A 22,648-nucleotide genomic window follows, 5' to 3' on the forward strand; every position below is an offset into this window, starting at 1 on the left:
GGACTCTACGATTCTCCTGAAGCCGCTCTCAAGCCCTTGATGAGGCTGGCTTGACCCCTGGTTGGGGAGTTATACCCCAACCAAGCCGAGATTTTCCGTACGACCTGAAGCCCGTTCCGGTGACGAAGGAAATGGTCGAGGCTATCGGGGCCGCTCCCAGGGCCGCCTGTATGGGACGGGATCTGCTCTGTGTATTTGACGACCCTTCCGTTGTAGAACAACTCGCGCCTGATCTTGAAAGGCTCAAAGCGCTCGACGGTCTTCTTCTCCATGCAACGGCACCGGGGAGAGATTCGCAGATCGACTGCGTATCCCGATCCTTTGCGCCGAAGCTCGGCATCCCGGAAGATCCGGTGTGCGGCTCCGGCCACTGCCACATCATTCCGTACTGGGCCAAGGAGCTCGGGAAGAACGCCCTGACGGCTTATCAGGCCTCTCCAAGAGGCGGAACGCTCTACTGCCGCATGGAGGGCAAGCGCGTTCTTTTAGCGGGAAAGGCCGCACTCTATTCCTGCGGGGAGATTTTTGTTGACGCGCCCTCAATTGCTTGACAATTATTTGATTTTTATAAATAATATTTGATAAACGGATATGTTCCAACTGCGACTACCCTCGTCCTTATGATGGAGGGCATCCGAAGTGGCTGGAATCAGACCGGTTTCGCCGTGGCTAGTTGAAGGCGATTCTTCCGTTTCCTGAAGCCGGCAGTCATTCAATGATCGCCGGCTTCTTTTGCGATTCCCTCAGCATGCGGCTATTACAAATGACTAAGCCGCCTTCAGACGCCTGACGGAGAGCTTCTCTGCGATTCCGTGCAATTCCGGCGAAAGCAGCCTCAACGGCATGCTTCAAGCCGCAGTCATCTCATTATTTGACAATTAGATGATTTCGCAGGAATAATATTTTCCAAACGGATATGTTCCCGTTGCGACTGCCGTCGGCTTCGGCTTGGCGGCCTTCCAAAGTGGCGGGAACAGACCAGCTTCGCCGAGGTCAGTTGAAGGCGATTCCTCCGTTGCTCAAAGCCGGTGGTCATCCAATGATCGCCGGCTTTTTACCGTATGACAGACGAGCAGAATTTCGAACGCCATTTCTTCACCCGCGCCCGAAATAAAAAAAAGCCCCTTCTGCAAACGTAGAAAGGGCTTTTTTGAATTGCTGCTTATGACCCGGCGTATGACCCTGTGGATCATTGCCGCGAATTGCCTGCGGCACAGAGGCGCCTGGCGGAAGGAGTGGGATTCGAACCCACGGAAGTTATTAGCTTCGCCGGTTTTCAAGACCGGTGCATTCAACCACTCTGCCATCCTTCCGGGATGCATAGGAGCAAGAAGTTTTCGGATTTTATATGAGAGACGTTGCTCCCGCAAGGAGGGAATCGCGGCGAGGCGCGGGACCCGCCGCCGGCGGAGAGCGAAACAGGAGCGCGAGGCCCCTGTTTCCTGATTTCTCAGTAACTGACTGACCCAGTCGTTAATCCTTTGCCTTCCCCAGATTCTGCGAGGAGCCTTCGTCGCGAAGCTCGAGCGCATCCTCAATATCCTTGGGGTCTGCAGCGGTCTGCGGTTCAGCGACGACGTCGAAGAACCCGTAGCCGCGCATGCGTTCCGCACGGCGCTCAAGGAGATCGTCGATCGGAAGCTTCATGAGGGCGCGAAGTTCATCGATGAGCGCCTGCTTCAGATTCATCGCCATCAGCTTGGGATCGCGGTGAGCGCCGCCGAGGGGCTCGGAAATGACGCGATCGACGAGACCGAGCTTCGAGAGCCTGTCGGCCGTCAGTCCGAGGGCTTCCGCTGCGCGCGGCGCCTGCGCCGCGTCCTTCCAGAGAATGGAGGCGCAGCCTTCGGGAGAAATCACCGAGTAGGTCGAATACTGCAGCATCATCACGATGTCTGCAACAGCGATCGCGAGCGCGCCGCCAGATCCGCCCTCGCCGATCACGCAGGAGATGATGGGCACCCGAAGCCCCGCCATTTCAAAGATGTTGCGCCCGATGGCCTCGGACTGACCGCGCTCCTCGGCGTCGATGCCGGGATAAGCACCCGGCGTATCAACGAAGGTGACGACCGGCAGATCAAACTTCTCGGCAAGCTCCATGAGCCTCAGGGCCTTTCTGTACCCCTCGGGCTTGGCCATGCCGAAATTGCGCTGCGTGCGCTCCTTAAGCGTTCTGCCCTTCTGGTGGCCGATCACGACGACGTTCATGTCGGCAAGGCGCGCGAGGCCGCCCACGATGGCCTGATCGTCCGCAAACGCGCGGTCGCCGTGGAGCTCGTGGAAATCCGTGAAGATTTCATCGATGTAGTCGAGCGTATAGGGGCGCGCCGGGTGACGGGCGACGAGCGAGCACTGCCAGGGCGTGAGGGACGCATAGATCTTCTTGACGAGCTCGTTTCCCTTCGCTTCGAGGGAAGCGATTTCGCTCTCAACCGATACGCCGCTCTTCGACTCCGTTTCGGTGAGCTCGCGCAGTTCATCAATCTTCTTCTCGAGCACCTCAATGTCGTGCTCGAATTCAAGGAATACTTTCTTGGCCATCTTCTTGCGTGCAGAGCCGCTCCACATGGAGCGCTGCTGATGTTGGGTCAGTGTCTCTGCGGCTGTTTCCGCCTGAAAGGAAAAAGCCGCAGAGGATTCAGGTGATTCGATTTCAGAGCGCGGTCAGATCCTGCGCCACGTCGTGCCGCCGGGACCGTCCTGAAGCTCCACGCCTTCGGCGAGAAGGCCCTTTCTGATCTCGTCGGCGCGCGCGAAGTTCTTTGCCTTCTTCGCGGCAGCGCGCTCGGCGATCAGCGCCTCAATCCGGGCTTCCTCGCCCGCATCCTGAACGCCGCCCTGGAGGAACTTCTCCGGATCGTTCGTGAGGATGTTGAGAATATGGCCGAGCCCGAGGAGCTGGCGCACGAGTTCTTCGGAACCCGTACGGTTGATTTCCGTTGCGAGCTCAAAGAGCACCGCCACCGCCTGCGCCGTATTGAAGTCGTCGTCCATCGCCTCGCGGAAACGCGCCGCATAGGGCTCATTCCAGTCGATCGGCTGCCCGTCGCCCTTCCGGCCCTTGAGGGCCGTGTAAAGGCGAACCAGCCCCTTATGGGCTTCCTCAATGAGGCCCGAGGAGAAGGTGATGGGGCTTCTGTACTGGCTTCTCAGGAGGAAGAAGCGGAGGACTTCGGCGCCGAACCCGTCGCCGTAGGCTTCGTTCGTTTCCTTGAGCGCATCGCGGATGGTCCAGAAGTTGCCGAGCGACTTGCTCATCTTCTCTTCCGTGCCGTCGGCCGCGCGAACGCGCAGCGGCCCCGAATGCATCCAGTAGTTGGCGAAGGTTTTGCCCGTCGCCGCCTCGCTCTGGGCGATTTCATTTTCATGGTGCGGGAAGATGAGGTCCGGGCCGCCGCCATGAATGTCGATCGTTTCGCCCAAGAGATTCATCGCCATCGCCGAGCACTCGATGTGCCAGCCCGGACGACCGCAGCCCCACTTTGAGGTCCACTGCGGCTCGCCCGGCTTCGCGCTCTTCCAGAGAACGAAGTCGAGAGGATCGCGCTTGCCCTGACCGACCTGCACGCGGGCCCCTGACTGAAGGTCGTCGATCGACTTCCCCGAGAGATGCCCGTAGTTCTTAAAGCCCCTCACGGAATAGTCGACGTCGCCGTCGGCAGCATGGTAAGCGTAGCCCTTTTCCTCAAGCTTTTCAATGAGGCCGAGCATCTGCGGAATGTATTCGGTCGCGCGGGGCTCGAACGTGGGCGCGAGGCACCCGAGCGCAATCATGTCTTCCTGCATGGCCTTCGCGAACTCAGCCGTGAGGGCGTCGGTCGTGATGCCGCGCTCCGCCGCGCGGCGGATGATTTTGTCGTCCACGTCGGTGATGTTGCGCACGAAGGTCACCTGGTAGCCCGACGCCTCAAGCCAGCGGCGAACGACGTCGAAAGCGACGAACGTGCGGCCGTGGCCGATGTGGCAGTAGTCGTAGACGGTGACGCCGCAGACGTACATGCGCACGCGGCCGGGTTCGATCGATTTGAAGGGGCGCTGTTCGCGCGAATAGGTCGAATAAATCGAAAGCATGGAATTCCTGAGAAATCTGTCCTTCTGAAGCGCTTCGGCATAACCCTTGTAGCAGCGCATGCGCAGGTAGCAGCACGAACCGTTCTCGCTGATCCAGCGAAGGTGCCGCAGGGACGGGAGAAAAGATTCCCGATACAAAGTTCTGAGCTTCTGAATCATGGGCGGCGGCTACAATTACGAGCTGAAGCGCCCCCGGCCGAAAGGCCTCAAGGGCTTTGCTCAATTTTCGGATTCGCTCGCCCCGGAGGGCGCGCGGACGAAAGATCATAAGAGTATAGCCGCCCGGCAGGTCTCAACAGCCTTCGAAAGCGACTTCTCCCATGCCGGAAGCATGGATCAGCCGTTAGCCTGATGGCTTAATGCTCTTCAATATGCTTCGCCGGCTTTCCTCGACAGACACCTGACCCGATGAGTAGTTTCATGCGCGCCAAAAAGATGCTCCTTTCCACCTGCGCCGCCCTTGCGCTCGGTCTTTCCTTCCTGAGCGCCCCTGCTCTGGCAGCCTCGGAAATGGAGGAGCTTGCGGCAACCCTGCACCCGGGAGATTTTTCGCCCCGCGTCGAACAGCTTCTCACGAACGGACATCCCGCGCAGGCGCTTGAGCTTGCCGACATCGGCATCAAGCGCAACCCCCGGAATGCCCAGCTTCAGTTTCTGCGCACCGTGAGCCTTGAGTCGCTCGGGCGCACCGAGGACGCCGCGAAGGGCCTCAAATCCCTCATCGCCGCCTACCCGGAAATCCCCGAACCCTACAACAACCTCGCCGTCATCGAGGCGGGCTTCGGAAACCTCGAGGAAGCGCAGGGGCTTCTCAAGAAGGCGCTCGTCATCAATCCGAAGTTTTCGCTCGCTCAGAAGAATCTCGGCGACGTCTACCTTGCGCTCGCGCTCGAATGCTATGAGGCTGCTGCGCCCGCACTCGAATCGAATGCTGAACTTCAGTCGAGACTGAGGACACTGAAGCGCATCAGCGGCCGCTGATGCCGTGCTCAGAGTCAGTTCCCGGCACTTTCCTTTTCTTATAAGAGACCAATCGGACAATCATGCAGTACCGCTCCCGTCTTCTTCTTCCGCTTCTTCCTGCCGCCTCCTTCCTCGCCGCGCCCCTCGCGCGCGCCGCGGCTAAGGAACCCCGCGTTGAAATTGAAACCTCTCTCGGCAAGATCGTCGTGCGTCTCGCGCCCGACCGCGCCCCGCAGACGGTGAAGAACTTCCTGCGCTACGTGAACGAGGGCTTCTACAACGGCACGATCTTCCACCGCGTCATCCCGGGCTTCATGGTCCAGGGGGGCGGCTTCGACGAAACGCTTCGCGAAAAGCCCACGCACGAACCCATTCCGCTCGAAGCCCGCGGCGGTCTCAGAAACGACCGCTACACGATCGCCATGGCCCGCACGAGCTACCCGCATTCGGCGACGTCGCAGTTCTACATCAACGTTGCCGACAACGACTTCCTCAATGCCGATCAGGCTCAGGACGGCAACGGCTACTGCGTCTTCGGCACGGTGATTTCCGGAACCGACGTGGTCGACAAGATCGCTGCCGTTCCGACGGGAAGCCGCCGCGGCATGGGCGACGTCCCGGTGACGACCGTGAAGATTCTTTCGGCGAAGGTTCTGCCCTGATCATCGGGCCCTTCGTTAAGCTCGCCCGGGGGTGAGCGCAGAAGCGTTTTGCCCCTTATGCGACAATAACGATTCCCCTTCCGGAAGGTCCGCGAGGATGCTTCCGAAAGGTTTTCACGCTGCCTGACGACAGAAGTCAGCCTTTCCTAGAGAAGGAGCTTCGCGCAGCGCGCATTTACTTTTGACCAGTTTTATTCTCAAATGATTCGCTTCACTACCAATCTCGGCGTCATCGACATTGAACTTGATCCCGAACACGCTCCGATCACCTGCGAAAACTTCGAAAACTATGTGAAGTCGGGCTTCTACAACGGCACGATCTTCCACCGCGTGATCAAGGGCTTCATGATTCAGGGCGGCGGCTTTGAACCGGGCATGCAGCAGAAGCCCACCAACGATCCGATCAAGAACGAAGCCGACAACGGCCTGAAGAACGACAAGTACACGATCGCGATGGCCCGCACGAACGATCCGCATTCGGCCACCGCTCAGTTCTTCATCAACGTCGCCGACAACGACTTCCTCAACCACACCGCCCCCACGGGCAACGGCTGGGGTTATGCCGTCTTCGGCAAGGTCGTGGCCGGTCAGGACGTGGTCGATCAGATCGCGCGCGTGCGCACGGGCACCCGCGGCTGGTTCGGCGACGTGCCCGTTGAGGACGTCGTCATCGAAAAGGCCGAGGAGATCTGAGTCTGATGACTGAGAGCCGCCCGGAACCGAGCGACGGCATGGTGGGGACGAAAGCGCCAACGAAAGGGAAAATTCCCTTCGGCATGAGGCTCTTTCTCCTCATCAATTCCACCCTGCGTTTTTTCAGCAGAAGCAAAATGGACCTTTCACAGTTTCCGCCTCCTGCGCTCGCCGGGCGAACCGAGGTCGAGCCGCTTACCAATCCGGTAATCATTTCGGACCTGCATCTCTCGCCCACGAAGCCGAAGACCATCATGGCGTTCGTTCGCTTCATGAAGTCCGTGGCGCCGCGCTATCCGGAACTCGTGATCCTCGGCGACCTTTTCGACTTCTGGCTCGGCGACGACGCGCACCCGGAAGCAAAGCCCGTCATGGCGCTCCTGAAGCTCCATGCGGCCACCGGCCGGCGCGTGCTCGTCATGCCCGGAAACCGCGACTTTGTGCTCGGCGAAGGCTTTGCGCAGGCGATCGGCGCGGAGCTCCTCCGCGACCCCGTCGTGGTCGAAATCAAGGGCCGCAAAGTGCTTCTCGCGCACGGCGACGAATGGTGCCTGAGAGATACGGGATACCAGAAATTCCGCAAACTCACGCACGATCCGGTGTGGCAGGCGATGATGCTCAAGAAATCCGTCGCAGAACGCATTGAAGTCGCGAAAGAAGCGCGCTCGCAGTCTGAAACCGACAAGGCGCAGAAATTCATGGACGTGATGGACGTGGTCGAAGGCGCCGTGGCCGAAGCCGCGAAGTCTGCCGGCGTGGATCTCGTCATTCACGGACACACGCACCGTCCGGCCGCCCACGTCTTCGACAACTACGAACGCTGGGTGATTCCCGACTGGAAGCTCGACGGCGTCGAGGGGGCGGGAAAGAGCGGCTGCATCACGTTCCTCGACAACGGCAGGCCCCAGATCCAGATGTTCTGAGCGTTCTGATTCCCTATTTGCCGCCCAAATAAAAATGCCCGGGAAAGAGAAATCTCCCCAGGCATTTTTATTTGCGGGCGATGCTCCCATGGGAGAAACGTCGCCCCGGCAGAATCGTCAGATCAGAACTTCAAAGCACTCAAGCTCCGGACGCTCGACGTACATTTCGCGGTTCTTCGGGCCCGTGGAATGGGACTTCCTGAAGTGTTCCGACTTCGTCCAGTTGAGGAAGTCCTCCTTCGACTGCCAGCGCGCAAAGGAGGAAAAGAGGACGTAGCCGTCCTTCTTCGCATCAAGCTTGAAGAAGCGGAATTCCAGCAGCCCCGGCATGGATTTTGCACTGACATCCGCTCCCTGCCAGACCTTGAGGTACGCGTCGGCGAACTCCGGCTTGATCTTGAAGCGGTTCATCGTGATGTATTCGGATGCCATGAAAGCACTCCCAAAAAAGTTTCGATGACGCAAAGACTACGGGAAAACGCGGGCCCGAAACAGCGATCGTTACATCCATATACGCCGCAATGAATTTGTAAACAATCCCCGGCAGACCAGTCCCGCTCCCCGACCCCAAGGCTTTCAGCCGAAAATATTCTTTTTCCCCGACAGATCTCATCCATGCAGCAGCCCATCACAGAAGAGCTCCTGCGGCTCCTTTCGGTTCTCTACCGCACGCAGTCGCTTTCGCTTTCCGCCTCCCGACTCGACATCAGCCTTTCCACCGCGAGCCGCATGCTCCAGGGTGCGAGAGAGCTTTTTGACGACAAGCTCTTCACGCGCTCGAGCCAGCTCATGCACCCAACGCCGCGAATGGACAAGCTCATGCCTCAAATTGACCGCATGCTCGAGGACATGGCTGCCCTCGTCGGGAAGGACGCCCTCGATCCGATGAAGGCAGAGCGCACGATCCGCATCGCGGCGCTCGACTGCGCGTACACGATGTTCGTGGCTCCCGCCATTCATGAGGCGAGGCGGAAGTCTCCGCGCCTTCATTTCTCAACAACGCCCATCGGCATCGATACGTTTGACGAATTGAGCGCCGGCCTCGTTGACCTCATTATTTTCGGAACCGACTCGGAACCCGTGCAGGGAAACATTCATGTTCAGCGCCTTTTCTCGGCGCCCTATTGTCTCGTCGTGCGCGAAAGCCATCCGCTCGTCGAGATCTTCAAACAGAAAGGCCGGCTTGACCGAACCGGCATCGAACCCTGGCAGGTGATCTCCATCGCCACGCCTTTCTCCCGCCTCGTACCGCGCTCGGTGCTTCCCTGGTTCGACGATGCGGAGCAGCCGCACGGCATCACCATTCCCTACCATGCAGCCGCCATCTTCGAGCTCTTTGAAACGGACCTGATCGGTGAATTCGCCGAGCCCTACGCCCGGAAAATTCTCTCGCTTGTTCCCGGCCTCGCACTGCTTCCGTTCGAAGGCTTTACGACCTACCAGTGGGCGCCCACGCTCTTCTGGCATCCGAGAACGCAGCAGGATCCGGTCATGGTATGGCTGCGCGGCCTCATCGGCCTTGAAGCGCGCCGCATACGCGACAAATACCATCTCGAGGCCTGAAACGTGCTTCGCTTTCAGATCGCGCAAAGATGACCCGTCAAATATGACAACGCCATCGCAGTAGATGCCAATTTCGAAAATGAAGATCGATTTCTAAACTTTTTTCCGACCTGAGAGATGTCCGCACGCATCTCTTCAAACAAAAGAAAAAGGAAGAAATCCTTCATGACCAAACCCAACCGCATGCCCCGCTCTCTGAGGAAAGCGGGGACCATCCTTTCGACCCTCCTTCTCGGCGCAAGCCTCATTCCGTCAGCCTCCGCAGAGGACGGCGTAGCCGTCACGGGCCTCGTTGACCTCGGCCTCATGGTCCAGCACGCGAACGGCCGCACCAATGCGACGATGGAGTCGGGGAACAACAAAACCTCAACCATCGACATCCGGGGGACGGAAGCCATCAGCGAAGACCTCTGGGTGCGCGCTGCGTCCTACGTCTCCTTCATGACCGACAACGGCGCGCTCTATGAAGACGGCGTGCTTTTTGACGGCACAGCGCTCACGCTCGGCAGCAAAACCTTCGGCGAAGTTGCCCTCGGCCGCATGGGGGCGCTCAAAAGCACCGACGGCGACATGAGCCAGTTTTCGCTCGCCGAAGGCTACTCCCCGATGGGCGCGAACCTCCCCCACGCGGGTCTTGCCTACATCTTCACCTGCGACGGGACCCTCAACAACACCATCGGCTACGCGTCGCCCTCTTTCTCCGGATACCGCTTCTTTGCGCAGTATTCGAACGGCGTCACCACCGAAACCGGCATCGGCGCGGACGACGACAGGCTCTTCACGGCTTCTGTTCTCTACAACAACCATGGGAAATTGCGCTTCGGCGCAATCGCCACCTACCACACCCATGGTTCGCTCGAGGAGAAGCACAACGCCACGAAGGACATCATGGTCTCCATGAACTACGACTTTGATGCCTTCAGGCTCTACCTCACCTATCAGCACGTCTTCGACGGGCTCGGTCCCAACACGATGCTCCGCGCCCGCGCCTTCGGGTTCGGCGCGTCCGAAGAAGGGTTCGACACCGACTCCTTCATGGCGGGCGTCATGAAGGACCTGGAAGGCGGGACGCTCTCTGCCGTCTTCCAGGCGAGCCGCTCTGAATATAAGGGCGACGCAAAGGACGGGAACCTTTCGACTTCCGGCTGGCGCATCAACCCTGCCGCCATCTACCGCTACCCAATCAGCCGCCGCACCACGCTCTGGACGGCGCTTTCCTGGACGCACGGCTACGGCATGTACCGGCGCGTGAAGGACCACCCGATCGACAACCCCAATGCCACGACCTGGGGCGCGGGCGTCACGCACTTCTTCTGACGCATCAGATTTTCAAACGCTTTTCCATTCATCTTCCACAAAAGACCAGAGGAATATTTCCATGAAGCACTCTCTTCTCATGCTCGCGCTCGGCGCCGCCGTCTTCTCCTCCGCAACGCTTCCCGCCCACGCGATGGGCGCCGTCGGCGGCCCGGTCGTGCGCTACGCCTCCATTCAGGGGCAGCTCGGCGAAGTCATCGTGAATCCCTACAAAGTGGCGCCCCTCACGGCCGTCATCAAGAACGGCGGCTACGATCTCGAGTCCGCCACCGTTACGATCGTCCCGAAGGAAAACGGCCAGACGATCACCTACAACGTTCCGAAGAAGCAGCTCCTCACCCACGGCGGCATTCCCGTCTTCGGCCTCTATGCGGATTACAGGAACGAAGTGAAGGTTTCCTATGTCCGAAACTTCAACGGCAAAAAGGAAACCATCAGCGAGTCGTACTTTATTTACTGCTCTCCGGTTTCCTGGATCAATCAGGGCACGAACTATGAGTCGCCCAAGGACTTCACGGCCGTCGTGAAGAAGGTTGATCCGGCATTCTCCGACCGCCTCTATCTCATCAGCAATATCGGCGACAAAACGGGCCTCAACAACCCGATGGGCGGCGCCCTCACGTGGAATTTCGTGCCGCAGATCGCCGTTTTCGACACCAAGGGCGAAATCCGCTGGTACCTCGATCCGCGCACGATCTGGGATCCGGGATCCATTTATTCCGCGGGCGTCATGATGGGCTTCCGCCAGAACGATGACGGCGCGCTCACCTGGGGCTTCGGCCAGAAGTACGTGAAGTACGACATCATCGGCCGCGAAATCTGGAATCGCCGCCTTCCCGCTTCCTACAACGACTACTCGCACTCGATGGATCCGGCGCAGAACGGCCACTACTTCCTGAGAGTGGCTTCGGCCGACCACCGTCGCCCCGACAACAAGCGCATCCGCACGGTGCGCGACGTGATTGCCGAGGTTGATGAGGACGGCGTCGTCGTGGACGAATTCAAGCTCTGGGACATTCTCGATCCGTACCGCTCCGACGTGATCCGCGCGCTCGACCAGGGCGCCGTCTGCCTCAACATCGACGCCTCGAAGGCGGGGCACACGCTCTCTGCCGAGGAGCTCGCCCAGCAGGACAAGACGGACAACTTCGGCGACATCGCGGGCACGGGCGCCGGCCGCAACTGGGCTCACGTGAATTCGGTCGACTATGATCCGAGCGACGATTCCATCATCATTTCCTCGCGCCACCAGTCAGCCATCATCAAGATCGGCCGCGACAAGAAGGTGAAGTGGATTCTCTCGGCGCCGAAGGGCTGGCGCTCGCCCTGGAAGGATGCGCTGCTGACGCCGGTCGACAAGGAGGGGAAAACCATCAAGTGCACCGACGTTTCCTGCGAAGGGGGCTTTGACTGGACGTGGACCCAGCACACGGCCTTCCGCATCGACTCTAAGTCCGATAAGGACGTGATCTACGTGTCCGCCTTCGACAACGGCGACGCCCGCGGCATGGAGCAGCCCGCGCTCCCCTCGATGAAGTATTCCCGCGCTGTGGTCTACAGAATCGACCAGAAGAAGATGACGGTCGAACAGGTCTGGGAGTACGGCAAGGAGCGCGGCCATGAGTGGTTCAGCCCGGTGACGTCGCTTACCGAATACAACCCGGACAAGAACTCCATCCTCGCTTATTCAGCCACCGCGGGCGCTGCCTTCGACCTCCAGTCGGGCGCCTTTACGAGCAGCCCGAATCCGTGGCTTGAGGAATTCAAGTGGGGCGAAACGGAACCTGCTGTTGAAATCCAGTTCCAGAACACCTCGGGCTACCAGGCGATGGTGCTTGATGTGAACAAGGCCTTCGGGAATCCCCAATAACGGAAGGCCTCCGGAAACGCAGCTTCGGGTCAGGCGAGTCAGCCGCTCAGCCCGAAGCTCCCTATCAATTTCCCTGGATCGAAAAGAGCCTCATGGAGAACGATTTCCATGAGGCTCTTCCTTTTCTGAGATGGTTCGATTTAGACCTCGTCGGCCTTCTTCCGCGCCGCAAGACGCAGCCGTCTCTGCATCAGCACCGTTTCCCCAAGGAAGAGCGCCACAGCCGTCCAGATGAAGAGGAAGCCGATCAGCATCTCGAGCGTGAAGGGTTCATTGAAGGCGAAGACGCCGATCAGAAACACCATTGAGGGACTCACGTACTGAATGATGGCGGACGTCGAATACGGAATGCTCCTCACGCCCGAAGCGAAAAGGAGAAGCGGAATCGCCGTAATGGGGCCCGCCGCAATGAGAAGGAGCTGAGTCGTGCCGGAAGCTTCTGCGAACGCGAGCTCCCCGGTGCTCCCGAGGTAGCCGAGCCAGAGAAGCGCGATCGGCGTGAGGATGAGGCTCTCAAGCGTCAGCCCCTCAATGCTTCCGAGAGGCGCAATCTTGCGGATCAACCCATAGACCCCGAACGTAAAGGCGAGCGCAAGTCCGAGAAAGGGCGGCACGCCTTTCACCCACGAAATCCAGAGAACGCCGACGGCGGCGAGGCCCACGGCGATCTTCTGCGCGGGACGAAGCTTTTCTCGCAGAAACACGGCCGAAAGCAGAATGGAAACAAGCGGATTGATGAAGTATCCGAGCGACGCCTCGATCGTGCGGTCCGTCACGATCGCATAGACGTAGGTGCCCCAGTTCGCGCCCACGAGGAGCGCCGAAGCCGTGAAGATGAGGAGGATCCTCGGGCTCGTCAACGCGTCCTTCAGCCACGCCGTCCGGCGCATGACGAGAATCACGAGGACGATGAAGAGAAGCGACCAGACGACGCGGTGCGCGAGGATCTCCAGGGCGCCGATATCCGCGAGAGCATGGAAGTAGAAGGGAAAGAGCCCCCAGAGAATATAGGCGGCGAAAGTGCAGAAGATCCCGTAGAACATGGTGCGGGAGCGCGGGGGAAGGTCCCCGTGCCGGAAGGTTGAGCGTTGAGAGGAAAAGAAAGCCTCCGGAGCGTCCGGAAAGAGAGATTCCGGGCTTCTCCGGAGACGAAGCTCCGTAGGATTTAAGGCTTTAGGCCGCGAGCGCCTTCAGGCGTTCGAGCGCAATGCCCGCAAGATAGGTCGACGCGAGCGGAATCACCTCGTCGTTGAAGTCGAAGGTCGGATGGTGGAGCGACGCCTCATGCGCGTCGTCGCGGATCCCCACGCGGATCATGGCGCCAGGGCGCTTGAAGAGGAATTCTGCGAAGTCTTCGCCGCCCATGGTCATGTCCATGGGTTCGGCCGCGTCGGCCCCGAAATGCTTCACGATGAAGTCGCGCACGTGCTCCATCGTCTCAGGCGGATTGATGAGGGCAGGAACCAGGCGGTCGTAGCGCAGTTCGCCCGTGCAGCTCTCCGAGGCGGCGATCGTCTCGACCATCACCTTCATTTCGTGCTCAATCTGGTTGCGCACGTCCTCGCTGAAGGTGCGCACCGTCCCCGAAAGCGTCACCTCGGTCGGGATGACGTTGGGGGCGTTGTAGCGCCCGCCGTTGACGGAGGAAATCGAGAGTACTGCAGGCTGAATCGGCATTACCTTCCGCGAAACGATCGTTTGAAGACCGGAAATAAGGAGGCCCACCGCAGGGATCGGGTCGATGCCGAGGTGCGGACGCGCGGCATGAACGCCCCTGCCCTTCACGGAAATGTAGAAGAAGTCGGTCGACGCCTGAGCGGGGCCGGCGCAAAGGCCGAAGGCACCCTTCCGGATCGTCGGCTCGTCGTGGCAGCCGTAGATTTCGCGCACGCCGAGCTTGTCGAGAATGCCGGACGCTTCCACGGCGCGCGCGCCCTTGCCGATTTCCTCGGCCGGCTGGAAGACGCCCACCACACGGCCCGCAAATTCATTCTTCTTTTCCTGAAGATAGCGCATCGCCCCGAGAAGCCAAGTCGCATGGCCGTCATGCCCGCAGGCGTGGCAGCGGAGTTCCGTCTGGCTCTTCCAGGCGTTTTCCGAGTTGTCGGGCATCGGAAGCGCGTCGATGTCGCCGCGAAGCGCCACGGCCGGCCCCGGGCGTGCGCCGTCAACGACGGCGATGAGGGCGCCGGGAACCGTCGTGTCGTCAAGTTCAGTCACGCCCCAGGAGTGGAGCTTTTCCTTGAGAAGCGCCACCGTGCGCTTCGTTTCAAACCCGAGCTCAGGATGCGCATGAATGTCGCGGCGGATCTGCGCAAGTTCATCGGCCCAGGCGCCGATTTCCGGAAAAACCTTGTCCTTGAGAACGTACTGCATCGTTAAACCTTTCCTTTGTATTGTTTCGTGCCCCATGGGGAAATCCTTGAGCCCTTCAAGGGATCAGGACGGGCATCCGTTCATTCTATGAAGAAGACGGGACATCCTGCCTCAGGTGCATTGCGCATCCGTTATGCGTCAGGACGGAGCATGTCTCTCAGCCTTCATGCACCAGAAAGCGGCGCGGAGGCTAATTCCGGACAAACATCGTGCACGGCTTTGAACGGTGGCGCACAAAGATACGGCATCCGAACTTAGAACATTTGTTTTCAATCAAATTCACCGGCGATTTGCAAGAGGTGCAGGCCCTTCACCTGAGGCCTGATCCCCACTCTCGGGGTAGGCTTGAGAATCGCGCCCGGAGGATGGCTCAGAAGAACGCTTTGCCGCATTTGGCATAGTTCTTGCTTATTCCGTTCGCATACGGGCTGACGTACCGGCGATTTTTCCCAATCCGCCGTCGCCCACCGAATATTTGTAGAAGAAAACTTTTAAGAAGATGGAAAGAGCAGACACCAAGCCCGATTCCCTGCAGGACAACCTGCCGGTGCTAGAAGTGAAGAACCTCAGAGTTCAGTTTTCTTCCGACAGCGGCACGACGACTGCCGTAGTGGATGAATCCTTCGTCATTCACAAGGGCGAAACGCTCGCGCTCGTCGGCGAATCGGGCTCAGGCAAATCCGTTACCTCGCTCTCCGTCATGCGCCTCGTTGAGCACGGCGGCGGCAAGATCGTCAACGGCTCCATCCATCTGCGCTGCCGCGACGGACGCCTCGTGGACCTCATGAAGGCATCGCGCTCGGAACTTCAGGCTCTGAGAGGCTCTGAAGTCGCCATGATCTTCCAGGAACCGATGACGTCCCTCAACCCGGTCTTCACCGTGGGCGCTCAGATTGCGGAAAGCCTGACGCTGCACCGCGGCATGAGCGAGGCCGAGGCCCTGAAGGAAGCCGTTCGGCTTCTCGAGCTCGTCCGCATTCCGGACGCCGAACGCGTGGCGATGCGCTATCCGCACCAGCTTTCGGGCGGCATGCGTCAGCGCGTGATGATCGCCATTGCGCTTGCCTGCAAGCCGCAGCTCCTCATTGCCGACGAACCGACCACGGCGCTCGACGTGACGGTTCAGGCTCAGATTCTTGCGCTTATTGCCGAACTCCAGAAGGAAATCGGCATGGCGGTGCTCTTCATTACGCACGACATGGGCGTGGTCGCCCAGATCGCCGACCGCGTGGCGGTGATGCGCTACGGCGAAATCGTTGAGGAAGGGAAAGCCGTCGACATTTTTGATTCGCCGAAGCACCCCTACACGCAGGCCCTCCTTTCAGCGGTCCCGCGCCTCGGGAGCCTTAAGGACGTCCCGCATCCCTGCTTCTTCCGCCTCATCGACCCGGACAACGGCCGCGTCATTGAACCGCCGTCCGACAAGCTTCCGCCCCCGGGCGACACCATTCTCGAAGTCAACGACATCGTGAAGACCTTCCCGGTGCGCACGGACTTCTGGGGCAAGCCCACCTACGTGGTGCGCGCCTGCGACCACGTGAGCTTCAAGCTTCGTCAGGGCGAAACCCTCTCGATCGTGGGCGAATCGGGCTGCGGCAAGTCGACGACGGGCCGCGCGCTCCTGAGGCTCCTCGACATTGATTCGGGCGACATCATCTACCGCGACCGCTCGCTCGTTCATATGACGCGGCGCGACCTGCAGCACGCCCGCCGCGATCTGCAGATGATCTTCCAGGATCCGTATGCGTCGCTCGACCCGCGCCAGACCGTGGGCTACTCGATCGCCGAGCCGCTCATGATCCACAACATCTGCTCGAAGTCGGAGATGTGGGACCGCGTGGCGATGCTTCTGAAGCGCGTCGGCCTCTCGCCCGACATGGCCAACCGCTATCCGCACGAATTCTCGGGCGGCCAGCGTCAGCGCATCTGCATTGCGCGCGCCCTTGCGCTTCAGCCGAAGGTGATCGTCGCCGACGAATGCGTGGCGGCGCTCGACGTTTCGATCCGCGCTCAGGTCGTGAACCTCATGATGGAGCTCCAGGAGGAAATGGGGCTCTCCTACATCTTCATTTCGCACGACATGGGCGTCGTCGAGCGCATCAGCCACCGCGTCGCCGTCATGTACCTCGGGCAGATCGTCGAAATGGGTCCGCGCCAGTCGGTGCTCGGTCATCCCTATCACCCCTACACGCAGAAGCTTCTTTCGGCCGTGCCGATCGCAGACCCGAAGGAGCGCAATCTTCTGAAGCTCATCAACCTTTCGGATCTTCCGAGCCCGGTGCGCCGCGTCGGCGACGAACCGGTGGTGGATCCCCTGGTTGGGGTTGAACCCGGGCACTTCGTTGCCCGCCATCAGATCGGGCAGATGTCGGGGGCCTGATCTGAATAATGAAAAGTTCTTCGGCAAACCTCACCCTTATTTCTCAATTTTCAGGAAAGGCAATCAGATGAAATTCGTCAAGGCTGCTCTGCCCCTTCTCTTTTCCGGCGCCCTCCTTGCCGCGGGCGCTGCTCAGGCCGCCCAGAAGGACGTGACCGTTGCGGTCGCCTCCACCTTCACGACGCTCGACCCCTACAACGCGAGCGACACGCTCTCGCAGGCGGTCGTGAAGTCCTTCTACGAAGGGCTCTTCTCGTTCGACAAGGACATGAAGCTCGTGAACGTGCTCGCCGAAAGCTATGAAGCGAGCCCCGACGGCCTCGTCTATACGGTGAAGCTCAGGAAGGGCGTGAAGTTCCAGAACGGCGAGGACTTTACGGCCGAAGCGGTCAAGATCAACTACGAGCGCGTGATGGATAAGAAGAACAGCCTGAAGCGCTACGTTCTCTTCTCCAACATCGACCGCATCGACGTCGTTGACGCCCACACGGTGAAGTTCACGCTGAAGAAGCCTTTCTCCGCCTTCATCAACCAGCTCGCGCATCCGAGCGGCGGCATGATCTGCCCGAAGGAGCTCGAGAAGTGGGGCGCTCAGATTGCCTTCCATCCCTGCGGCACAGGCCCCTTCGTGATGAAGGGCTACAACCCGGCAGAAGTCCTGAAGGTTGAGAAGAACCCCAACTACTGGCGCGCCGGCTACCCGAAGGTCGATTCGATCACCTTCAAGCCCGTCGTTGAGAATTCGACCCGCGTTGCGATGCTCCTTACGGGCGAAGCACAGTACGCGTTCCCGCTCCCTGCCGAACAGGTGAAGCAGATCGAGAAGCGCAACAACGTCCGCGTCGACGTGACGCCCTCGATCATCACGCGCTACGTCGAAATGAACATGACGAAGAAGCCCTTCCAGGACATCCGCGTCCGCCAGGCCCTCAACTACGCGATCAACAAGAAGGCGCTCGTGAAGGTCGCCTTCAATGGCTATGCGGATCCCGCCACGGGCGTCGCGCCGATGAACGTCGACTATGCCGTGAAGCTCGGTCCCTGGCCCTATGATCCCAAGAAGGCCCGCGAACTTCTGAAGGAAGCGGGCTATCCGAACGGCTTCCGGGTGACGCTCTGGTCGGGCTACAACCACTCGACCGCGATGAAGATCATCCAGTTCCTGCAGCAGCAGCTCGCGCAGGTGGGCGTCAAGGCCGACATCCGCGCGCTTGAGGCCGGCCAGCGCACCGCGCTCGTTGAATCCGTGACGCCTGAGAAGTCCGAGCACCAGCTCTACTACATCGGCTGGTCGAGCTCCACGGGCGAAATGGACTACGCGATCCGTCCGCTTCTTGCCACGGCAAGCTTCACGCCGAACGATTCGAACGATTCCTACTATTCGAACAAGATGGTCGACGAGAAGCTCATGGAAGCGCTCGCCACCACCGACCGCGCGAAGAAGGCCGAGCTCTACGCCGACATTCAGAAGCAGATCTGGCACGACGCCCCGTGGATCTTCCTCGCTACCGAGCAGAACATTGCCGGTGCGGCGAAGAACCTGACGGGCTTCTACATCCAGCCCGATGCGAGCTTCAACTTCTCCGAGCTTGAGCTCAAGTAAAGCTTCAAAATTCACTCACAACGCCCCTGCGGGACGGCAGAGCTTCCTTCAAAAAGGCAGCTTCAGCCTTCCCCCGGGGGAACAAACACCCAACTTCAATTCTCAGGCGAATGCGCCGGCGACTCCATGCTGCGATATTTCATTAAAAGACTCCTGGGCATGATCCCAACGCTCATCATCGTCGCGATCTGCGTCTTCTTCTTCATCCACCTGCTGCCGGGCGACCCGGCCCGACTCGCAGCCGGCCCGGAAGCCGACGAAGCGACGGTCGAGATGATCCGCCACAGCCTTGGCCTCGACAGGTCGCTCCCTGAGCAGTTCATTCATTTCGTCGGGGGCGTCCTGCAGGGCGACTTCGGCACCTCGATCCGCTCCCAGCGTCCGGTGATTCAGGAAATTGCCGAACGCTTCGGGCCGACCCTCTACCTCACGCTCGCGTCGATGTTCTGGTCGGTGGTCTTCGGCCTTGTGATCGGCGTCGTTTCCGCCGTCTTCCGCAACAAGTGGCCTGACCGCCTCGGCATGACGCTTGCCGTCTCGGGCATTTCCTTCCCGGCCTTCGCGCTCGGCATCCTGCTGATGGAGATCTTCTCCGTCGAACTCGGGTGGCTCCCGACCGTGGGCGCCGCTTCCTGGAAGCACTACATTCTCCCGTCGATTACGCTCGGCGCCGCCGTCGCAGCCGTCATGGCCCGATTCACACGCGCTTCCTTCGTCGAGGTTCTTCATGACGACTACATCCGCACGGCCCGCGCGAAGGGCGTGACGGAAACCAACATCGTCGTGAAGCACGCCCTCAGAAACGCCCTCATTCCGGTGGTGACGATGATGGGCCTGCAGTTCGGCTTCCTGCTCGGCGGCTCGATCGTCGTTGAGAAGGTCTTCAACTGGCCCGGCATGGGGCGCCTTCTCGTCGACGCCGTCGACATGCGCGACTATCCGGTGATTCAGGCGAGCGTCCTCCTCTTCTCGCTCGAATTCATCGTGATCAACCTCGTGGTCGACGTCCTCTACGGATGGATCAATCCGTCGATTCGCTACAAGTAATTGATCCGCTACACAAGAGAAAAACTTAAATTCCGGAGAATCAGAAAAAATGAGTACCTCTACTGCAGTGGATCCCCGCATCGCGAAGTCGAATGACGCGCTGCGCACCCCGATGGGCGAATTCTGGAGAAAGTTCAAGAAGCAGCCCGTCGCCATGGCGGCCGGCATCTTCGTGCTCTTTCTCATCGTCGTTGCAATTCTCGGACCGGTGATCACGCCCTTCGACCCGGAGAACTACTTCGACTACGACATGCTGAACGAAGGCCCCTCGGCCGCGCACTGGTTCGGCGTCGACGCGCTCGGCCGCGACATCTTCAGCCGCATCGTCGCGGGCACGCGCATTTCGCTCGTCTGCGGCTTTACGTCCGTCTTCGCGGGCGCCGTGATCGGCACGATCCTCGGCCTCATCGCGGGCTTCTATGAAGGCTGGGCCGACCGCGTCATCATGCGAATCGCCGACGTTCTCTTCGCCTTCCCGGGCATCCTCCTCGCGATCGGCATCGTGGCGATCCTCGGCGGCGGCATGCTGAACGTCGTGGCCGCTGTCGCAATCTTCTCGATTCCGGCCTTCGCCCGTCTCGTGCGCGCGAACGTCCTTTCGCTCAAGACGCAGACCTATGTGGAAGCGGCGAAGTCCCTCGGCATCAGCGACTCGATGCTTTTGATCCGCCACATTCTTCCGGGCACGATCTCGGTGATTCTCGTCTACCTCTCGATGAGAATCGGCACCTCGATCATCACGGCGGCATCGCTCTCCTTCCTCGGCCTCGGCGCTCAGCCCCCGATGCCTGAATGGGGTGCCATGCTGAACGAAGCCCGTGCGGACCTGCTGACCGCTCCGCATGCGGCGATCTTCCCCGTGATCGCGATCTTCCTCACCGTGCTCGCCTTCAACCTCTTGGGCGACGGTCTGCGCGACGCCCTTGACCCGAAGGTCGACACGAACCGCTGATCGATCACTCCCCGGAGGCCTTGCCTCGGGGAGAGCAGACTTCAATTCCGGCCGGATTCCTCATGGGATCCGGCCTTTTTTTAATTCTTTTTGAGGGCCGCAGGCGGAGCGACCGGGAGTAAAGTCTTTCCATCAGTCTCCTTTGAAGGAAATACCCGAAATGCCCGAAAAGATTCTCCGCAAACTTCCCGATCCGCAGCCGATGGCGATGACGGTGACGGATGCGCTTCGCAGCCGCCGCACCATCCGCACGATTTCGGACCGCGCGCTTTCCGACGCCGAGCTCTCGAACCTCCTCTGGGCCGCAGCCGGTGCAACGACGAAGGACGGGAAGAGAACCGCTCCTTCCTGCCTCAACCTCCGGAGCGTCTCGGTCTTCCTTCTCGCGAAGGACGGCGTCTGGCGCTACGACGGGGAAAAGCATGCGCTTGAACTCATCTCCCGGGCGGATCTGCGGGCGGCCTCGACCCTCGGGCAGCACCAGTTTGTGGACAATGCGCCCGCGACCTTGGTCTTCGTCGCAGAAAACACGCCCCGCACCCAGATGGCGCAGCCCCACTTCGTCTACCTCGACGCCGGCGCCATGATGGAAAACGCAGCCGTTGCCGCTGCCGCCATGGGGCTCGCCGGGGTGCCGAGAGGTTCCGTCAACGGCCCTGAGCTGGGAAAGCGCATGAGACTTCCCGCCACCTTCACGCCGATCTTCTGCTACACGGTCGGACACCCGCAGTAACCCATACCGTCTGGCGCAGAAAAACATCCTATTGGCGCCTCAGGCTATCGGAACTCCCGCGTTTTGCGCTGAAAATAAACTTCAGAGTCCATTCGAACGCGGGAGTTTTCATGTCTGAAGCCGCCACCCCTGATGCCATTCTTGCCTTCATTATGGAGGCAAGGTCTGATGACGATCCGTCGGATCCGGCGCTTCAGGTTTTTGCCGAACTCACCGGGACTGCGCCCAAGGACGTTCTTGAATCGCTCGCCCGCGGCGACGAATCCGCAGCGATCTCCGGCATCCGGCGCACGGAACCTTCGCCCGACATGGTGAGGCTCGCGGGCACGACGAAAGCGGCGGAAAAGAGCACCGGCAATGCGCTCATCATTCTCGATCTTCCGAAAAAGGGAAGCCATGCCTCACCCGGATCCGAAAACGCCCGGGCGGTGAGGCTTCTGCCGCAGTTCGTGCTTGCCTTTGAGGAAGCCCCGGAATCCGCGGACGCCATGACCCTGCGCATTCTCGCGCACGACAAATGGGACTCCCCCATGTGCGCGCTTTCGCTCGAGGACGCCGTGCTCCTCGAGGGGCTCTCGGCTCAAACATGCCCGGACCTTCCGGAACGGAGCGGGATTTTTCCCGAAATGAAGGGGCTCTATCCGATGCCGCCGGGAACGGGCGCCGTCCTTCAGGTCAGAGCGGCCCCAGGGGCCGCGGACCCTGCCCGGATTGCGAAGATTCTGAGGCGCAGCGCCGCCATACTGCTGAGGCGCCTAGACATCGCCCGCGCCCGCGCACATGAGGGCGCGGCGCTCGAAAGAGCGCTCCTTGACGGCGCATGAAGGCATCTTGCCCTCCGGTTCGGAAGAGATGCGCTATCCGCTTTTGTTCCTGAAACCAGCTTTCATTCTTTCATTGAAACCATCAAGAGGAGATAACCCATGAAAACCATTCAGCTTCCCGCCCCGAAGACGCTCGGCACGCTCTCCCTCGAAGAGGCGCTCAAAGCCCGCCGCACCAACCGCGAATGCACGAACGCGGCGCTTGACGACGCCGAACTCGCCGCTCTCCTCTGGGCCTGCGCCGGCCTCACGACGGAAGACGGCCGCCGGACGACGCCTTCGACCCTCGACCTCCGTGCGGTTTCGCCCTACGTTCTGCGCGCCGACGGCGCCTGGCGCTGGAATGCCGCGACGAACACGCTCGAACAGACGGCTGAGGAAGACGTCCGCAAGGTTTCCACCGCCTACCAGTTCGAATACGTCGAAAAGGCTCCCGTGACGATCGTTTTCGTTGCCGACCAGGAACGCGCGAAGAATGCCCGTCCGACCGGCGTCTACGTCGACGCGGGCACGATGGGCCAGTCCTGCTACCTCGCCGCCGCCGCGCTCGGTCTTGCCGGGTGCGTGCGCGCCTCCTTCGACCATGAGGAACTCAGGAAGGCCATGAAGCTCGGCGAAAAGCTCGAACCCATCGTGCTCTTCACCTGCGGCCGCCCGGCCTGATCTGAGTA

The 22,648-nt window shown here is 60.3% G+C and carries 21 protein-coding genes and 1 tRNA gene; 16 read left to right on the forward strand and 6 right to left on the reverse strand.

What is annotated here, in order from left to right:
- The first annotated feature begins 131 nt into the window (after nucleotides 1-131).
- Nucleotides 132-551 (forward strand): PhzF family phenazine biosynthesis protein, encoded by a 420-nt coding sequence (locus tag GBM95_RS03865; protein ID WP_226963148.1) that lies wholly within the window; start codon nucleotides 132-134, stop codon nucleotides 549-551.
- Nucleotides 552-1,224: 673 nt separating this feature from the next.
- Here the strand turns inward: GBM95_RS03865 and GBM95_RS03870 are convergent.
- The 3 genes from GBM95_RS03870 to cysS all read right to left on the reverse strand — a co-directional run bounded on the left by GBM95_RS03870 (nucleotide 1,225) and on the right by cysS (nucleotide 4,071).
- Nucleotides 1,225-1,313, reverse strand: a tRNA-Ser gene (locus GBM95_RS03870).
- 160 nt (nucleotides 1,314-1,473) lie between these two features.
- Nucleotides 1,474-2,541, reverse strand: a complete 1,068-nt coding sequence (locus GBM95_RS03875; protein ID WP_152157879.1) for an acetyl-CoA carboxylase carboxyltransferase subunit alpha — start codon at nucleotides 2,539-2,541, stop codon at nucleotides 1,474-1,476.
- A 123-nt stretch (nucleotides 2,542-2,664) separates the two neighbouring features.
- The gene (cysS, locus tag GBM95_RS03880; protein WP_152157907.1) at nucleotides 2,665-4,071 is read right to left on the reverse strand and encodes a cysteine--tRNA ligase; all 1,407 of its coding nucleotides are present in this window, start codon (nucleotides 4,069-4,071) and stop codon (nucleotides 2,665-2,667) included.
- Nucleotides 4,072-4,228: 157 nt separating this feature from the next.
- On the opposite strand from cysS, the gene GBM95_RS03885 reads away from it, so the two are divergent.
- The 5 genes from GBM95_RS03885 to GBM95_RS03905 all read left to right on the forward strand — a co-directional run bounded on the left by GBM95_RS03885 (nucleotide 4,229) and on the right by GBM95_RS03905 (nucleotide 7,312).
- The gene (locus tag GBM95_RS03885) at nucleotides 4,229-4,423 is read left to right on the forward strand and encodes a hypothetical protein (RefSeq protein WP_152157880.1); all 195 of its coding nucleotides are present in this window, start codon (nucleotides 4,229-4,231) and stop codon (nucleotides 4,421-4,423) included.
- A gap of 68 nt (nucleotides 4,424-4,491) precedes the next feature.
- Nucleotides 4,492-5,052, forward strand: a complete 561-nt coding sequence (locus GBM95_RS03890; RefSeq protein WP_226963149.1) for a tetratricopeptide repeat protein — start codon at nucleotides 4,492-4,494, stop codon at nucleotides 5,050-5,052.
- A 62-nt stretch (nucleotides 5,053-5,114) separates the two neighbouring features.
- Nucleotides 5,115-5,696 carry a peptidylprolyl isomerase gene (locus GBM95_RS03895; protein WP_152157882.1) on the forward strand — a complete coding sequence of 194 codons (582 nt, stop codon included), beginning with the start codon at nucleotides 5,115-5,117 and terminating at the stop codon, nucleotides 5,694-5,696.
- Between the two features lie 201 nt (nucleotides 5,697-5,897).
- Nucleotides 5,898-6,389, forward strand: a complete 492-nt coding sequence (locus tag GBM95_RS03900) for a peptidylprolyl isomerase (RefSeq protein ID WP_139687541.1) — start codon at nucleotides 5,898-5,900, stop codon at nucleotides 6,387-6,389.
- A 5-nt stretch (nucleotides 6,390-6,394) separates the two neighbouring features.
- The gene (locus GBM95_RS03905; RefSeq protein ID WP_226963150.1) at nucleotides 6,395-7,312 is read left to right on the forward strand and encodes a UDP-2,3-diacylglucosamine diphosphatase; all 918 of its coding nucleotides are present in this window, start codon (nucleotides 6,395-6,397) and stop codon (nucleotides 7,310-7,312) included.
- Between the two features lie 117 nt (nucleotides 7,313-7,429).
- Here the strand turns inward: GBM95_RS03905 and GBM95_RS03910 are convergent, their stop codons facing one another.
- Nucleotides 7,430-7,744, reverse strand: a complete 315-nt coding sequence (locus GBM95_RS03910; RefSeq protein WP_152157883.1) for an antibiotic biosynthesis monooxygenase family protein — start codon at nucleotides 7,742-7,744, stop codon at nucleotides 7,430-7,432.
- 183 nt (nucleotides 7,745-7,927) lie between these two features.
- Here GBM95_RS03910 and GBM95_RS03915 point away from each other — a divergent pair, with 183 nt between their 5' ends.
- The 3 genes from GBM95_RS03915 (at nucleotide 7,928) to GBM95_RS03925 (ending at nucleotide 12,062) form a co-directional block, all read left to right on the forward strand.
- Nucleotides 7,928-8,875, forward strand: a complete 948-nt coding sequence (locus GBM95_RS03915; protein WP_152157884.1) for a LysR family transcriptional regulator — start codon at nucleotides 7,928-7,930, stop codon at nucleotides 8,873-8,875.
- Nucleotides 8,876-9,040: 165 nt separating this feature from the next.
- Nucleotides 9,041-10,192 (forward strand): porin, encoded by a 1,152-nt coding sequence (locus GBM95_RS03920; protein WP_193222563.1) that lies wholly within the window; start codon nucleotides 9,041-9,043, stop codon nucleotides 10,190-10,192.
- Nucleotides 10,193-10,253: 61 nt separating this feature from the next.
- Entirely contained in the window at nucleotides 10,254-12,062 is a 1,809-nt protein-coding gene (locus GBM95_RS03925) for an aryl-sulfate sulfotransferase (protein WP_152157886.1), read from the forward strand.
- A 140-nt stretch (nucleotides 12,063-12,202) separates the two neighbouring features.
- Here the strand turns inward: GBM95_RS03925 and rarD are convergent, their stop codons facing one another.
- Nucleotides 12,203-13,105, reverse strand: a complete 903-nt coding sequence (gene rarD, locus GBM95_RS03930) for an EamA family transporter RarD (RefSeq protein ID WP_152157887.1) — start codon at nucleotides 13,103-13,105, stop codon at nucleotides 12,203-12,205.
- Nucleotides 13,106-13,235: 130 nt separating this feature from the next.
- Entirely contained in the window at nucleotides 13,236-14,438 is a 1,203-nt protein-coding gene (locus GBM95_RS03935) for a M20 metallopeptidase family protein (protein WP_152157888.1), read from the reverse strand.
- Nucleotides 14,439-14,937: 499 nt separating this feature from the next.
- On the opposite strand from GBM95_RS03935, the gene GBM95_RS03940 reads away from it, so the two are divergent.
- The 7 genes from GBM95_RS03940 (at nucleotide 14,938) to GBM95_RS03970 (ending at nucleotide 22,640) form a co-directional block, all read left to right on the forward strand.
- Nucleotides 14,938-16,818: an ABC transporter ATP-binding protein gene (locus GBM95_RS03940; protein WP_152157889.1), complete on the forward strand. Its 1,881-nt coding sequence runs from the start codon at nucleotides 14,938-14,940 to the stop codon at nucleotides 16,816-16,818.
- Between the two features lie 67 nt (nucleotides 16,819-16,885).
- Entirely contained in the window at nucleotides 16,886-18,421 is a 1,536-nt protein-coding gene (gene gsiB / locus GBM95_RS03945) for a glutathione ABC transporter substrate-binding protein GsiB (RefSeq protein WP_152157890.1), read from the forward strand.
- 126 nt (nucleotides 18,422-18,547) lie between these two features.
- On the forward strand, nucleotides 18,548-19,468 hold the full coding sequence (gene gsiC, locus GBM95_RS03950; protein ID WP_152157891.1) for a glutathione ABC transporter permease GsiC: 921 nt from the start codon (nucleotides 18,548-18,550) through the stop codon (nucleotides 19,466-19,468).
- A 49-nt stretch (nucleotides 19,469-19,517) separates the two neighbouring features.
- The gene (gene gsiD, locus GBM95_RS03955) at nucleotides 19,518-20,420 is read left to right on the forward strand and encodes a glutathione ABC transporter permease GsiD (protein ID WP_139687550.1); all 903 of its coding nucleotides are present in this window, start codon (nucleotides 19,518-19,520) and stop codon (nucleotides 20,418-20,420) included.
- 160 nt (nucleotides 20,421-20,580) lie between these two features.
- On the forward strand, nucleotides 20,581-21,153 hold the full coding sequence (locus GBM95_RS03960) for a nitroreductase family protein (protein WP_152157892.1): 573 nt from the start codon (nucleotides 20,581-20,583) through the stop codon (nucleotides 21,151-21,153).
- A 110-nt stretch (nucleotides 21,154-21,263) separates the two neighbouring features.
- Nucleotides 21,264-21,977, forward strand: a complete 714-nt coding sequence (locus GBM95_RS03965; protein WP_152157893.1) for a hypothetical protein — start codon at nucleotides 21,264-21,266, stop codon at nucleotides 21,975-21,977.
- A 99-nt stretch (nucleotides 21,978-22,076) separates the two neighbouring features.
- Nucleotides 22,077-22,640: a nitroreductase family protein gene (locus tag GBM95_RS03970; protein ID WP_152157894.1), complete on the forward strand. Its 564-nt coding sequence runs from the start codon at nucleotides 22,077-22,079 to the stop codon at nucleotides 22,638-22,640.
- The last annotated feature ends 8 nt before the right edge of the window (nucleotides 22,641-22,648 follow it).

Source organism: Sutterella seckii, from assembly GCF_009183815.1.
Classification (GTDB): domain Bacteria; phylum Pseudomonadota; class Gammaproteobacteria; order Burkholderiales; family Burkholderiaceae_F; genus Sutterella; species Sutterella seckii.

What these genes read in the sequence shown, in the direction of transcription:
- GBM95_RS03920 (WP_193222563.1), top strand. Translation starts at nt 9,041, where the DNA reads ATGACCAAACCCAACCGCATGCCCCGCTCTCTGAGGAAAGCGGGGACC.
- GBM95_RS03970 (WP_152157894.1), top strand. Translation starts at nt 22,077, where the DNA reads ATGAAAACCATTCAGCTTCCCGCCCCGAAGACGCTCGGCACGCTCTCC.
- GBM95_RS03965 (WP_152157893.1), top strand. Translation starts at nt 21,264, where the DNA reads ATGTCTGAAGCCGCCACCCCTGATGCCATTCTTGCCTTCATTATGGAG.
- GBM95_RS03940 (WP_152157889.1), top strand. Translation starts at nt 14,938, where the DNA reads ATGGAAAGAGCAGACACCAAGCCCGATTCCCTGCAGGACAACCTGCCG.
- GBM95_RS03900 (WP_139687541.1), top strand. Translation starts at nt 5,898, where the DNA reads ATGATTCGCTTCACTACCAATCTCGGCGTCATCGACATTGAACTTGAT.
- cysS (WP_152157907.1), bottom strand. Translation starts at nt 4,071, where the DNA reads ATGCTTTCGATTTATTCGACCTATTCGCGCGAACAGCGCCCCTTCAAA.
- rarD (WP_152157887.1), bottom strand. Translation starts at nt 13,105, where the DNA reads ATGTTCTACGGGATCTTCTGCACTTTCGCCGCCTATATTCTCTGGGGG.
- GBM95_RS03890 (WP_226963149.1), top strand. Translation starts at nt 4,492, where the DNA reads ATGCGCGCCAAAAAGATGCTCCTTTCCACCTGCGCCGCCCTTGCGCTC.
- gsiC (WP_152157891.1), top strand. Translation starts at nt 18,548, where the DNA reads ATGCTGCGATATTTCATTAAAAGACTCCTGGGCATGATCCCAACGCTC.
- GBM95_RS03935 (WP_152157888.1), bottom strand. Translation starts at nt 14,438, where the DNA reads ATGCAGTACGTTCTCAAGGACAAGGTTTTTCCGGAAATCGGCGCCTGG.
- GBM95_RS03905 (WP_226963150.1), top strand. Translation starts at nt 6,395, where the DNA reads ATGACTGAGAGCCGCCCGGAACCGAGCGACGGCATGGTGGGGACGAAA.
- GBM95_RS03885 (WP_152157880.1), top strand. Translation starts at nt 4,229, where the DNA reads ATGGGCGGCGGCTACAATTACGAGCTGAAGCGCCCCCGGCCGAAAGGC.
- GBM95_RS03865 (WP_226963148.1), top strand. Translation starts at nt 132, where the DNA reads ATGGTCGAGGCTATCGGGGCCGCTCCCAGGGCCGCCTGTATGGGACGG.
- GBM95_RS03960 (WP_152157892.1), top strand. Translation starts at nt 20,581, where the DNA reads ATGCCCGAAAAGATTCTCCGCAAACTTCCCGATCCGCAGCCGATGGCG.
- GBM95_RS03895 (WP_152157882.1), top strand. Translation starts at nt 5,115, where the DNA reads ATGCAGTACCGCTCCCGTCTTCTTCTTCCGCTTCTTCCTGCCGCCTCC.
- GBM95_RS03910 (WP_152157883.1), bottom strand. Translation starts at nt 7,744, where the DNA reads ATGGCATCCGAATACATCACGATGAACCGCTTCAAGATCAAGCCGGAG.
- GBM95_RS03915 (WP_152157884.1), top strand. Translation starts at nt 7,928, where the DNA reads ATGCAGCAGCCCATCACAGAAGAGCTCCTGCGGCTCCTTTCGGTTCTC.
- GBM95_RS03925 (WP_152157886.1), top strand. Translation starts at nt 10,254, where the DNA reads ATGAAGCACTCTCTTCTCATGCTCGCGCTCGGCGCCGCCGTCTTCTCC.
- GBM95_RS03875 (WP_152157879.1), bottom strand. Translation starts at nt 2,541, where the DNA reads ATGGCCAAGAAAGTATTCCTTGAATTCGAGCACGACATTGAGGTGCTC.
- gsiD (WP_139687550.1), top strand. Translation starts at nt 19,518, where the DNA reads ATGAGTACCTCTACTGCAGTGGATCCCCGCATCGCGAAGTCGAATGAC.
- gsiB (WP_152157890.1), top strand. Translation starts at nt 16,886, where the DNA reads ATGAAATTCGTCAAGGCTGCTCTGCCCCTTCTCTTTTCCGGCGCCCTC.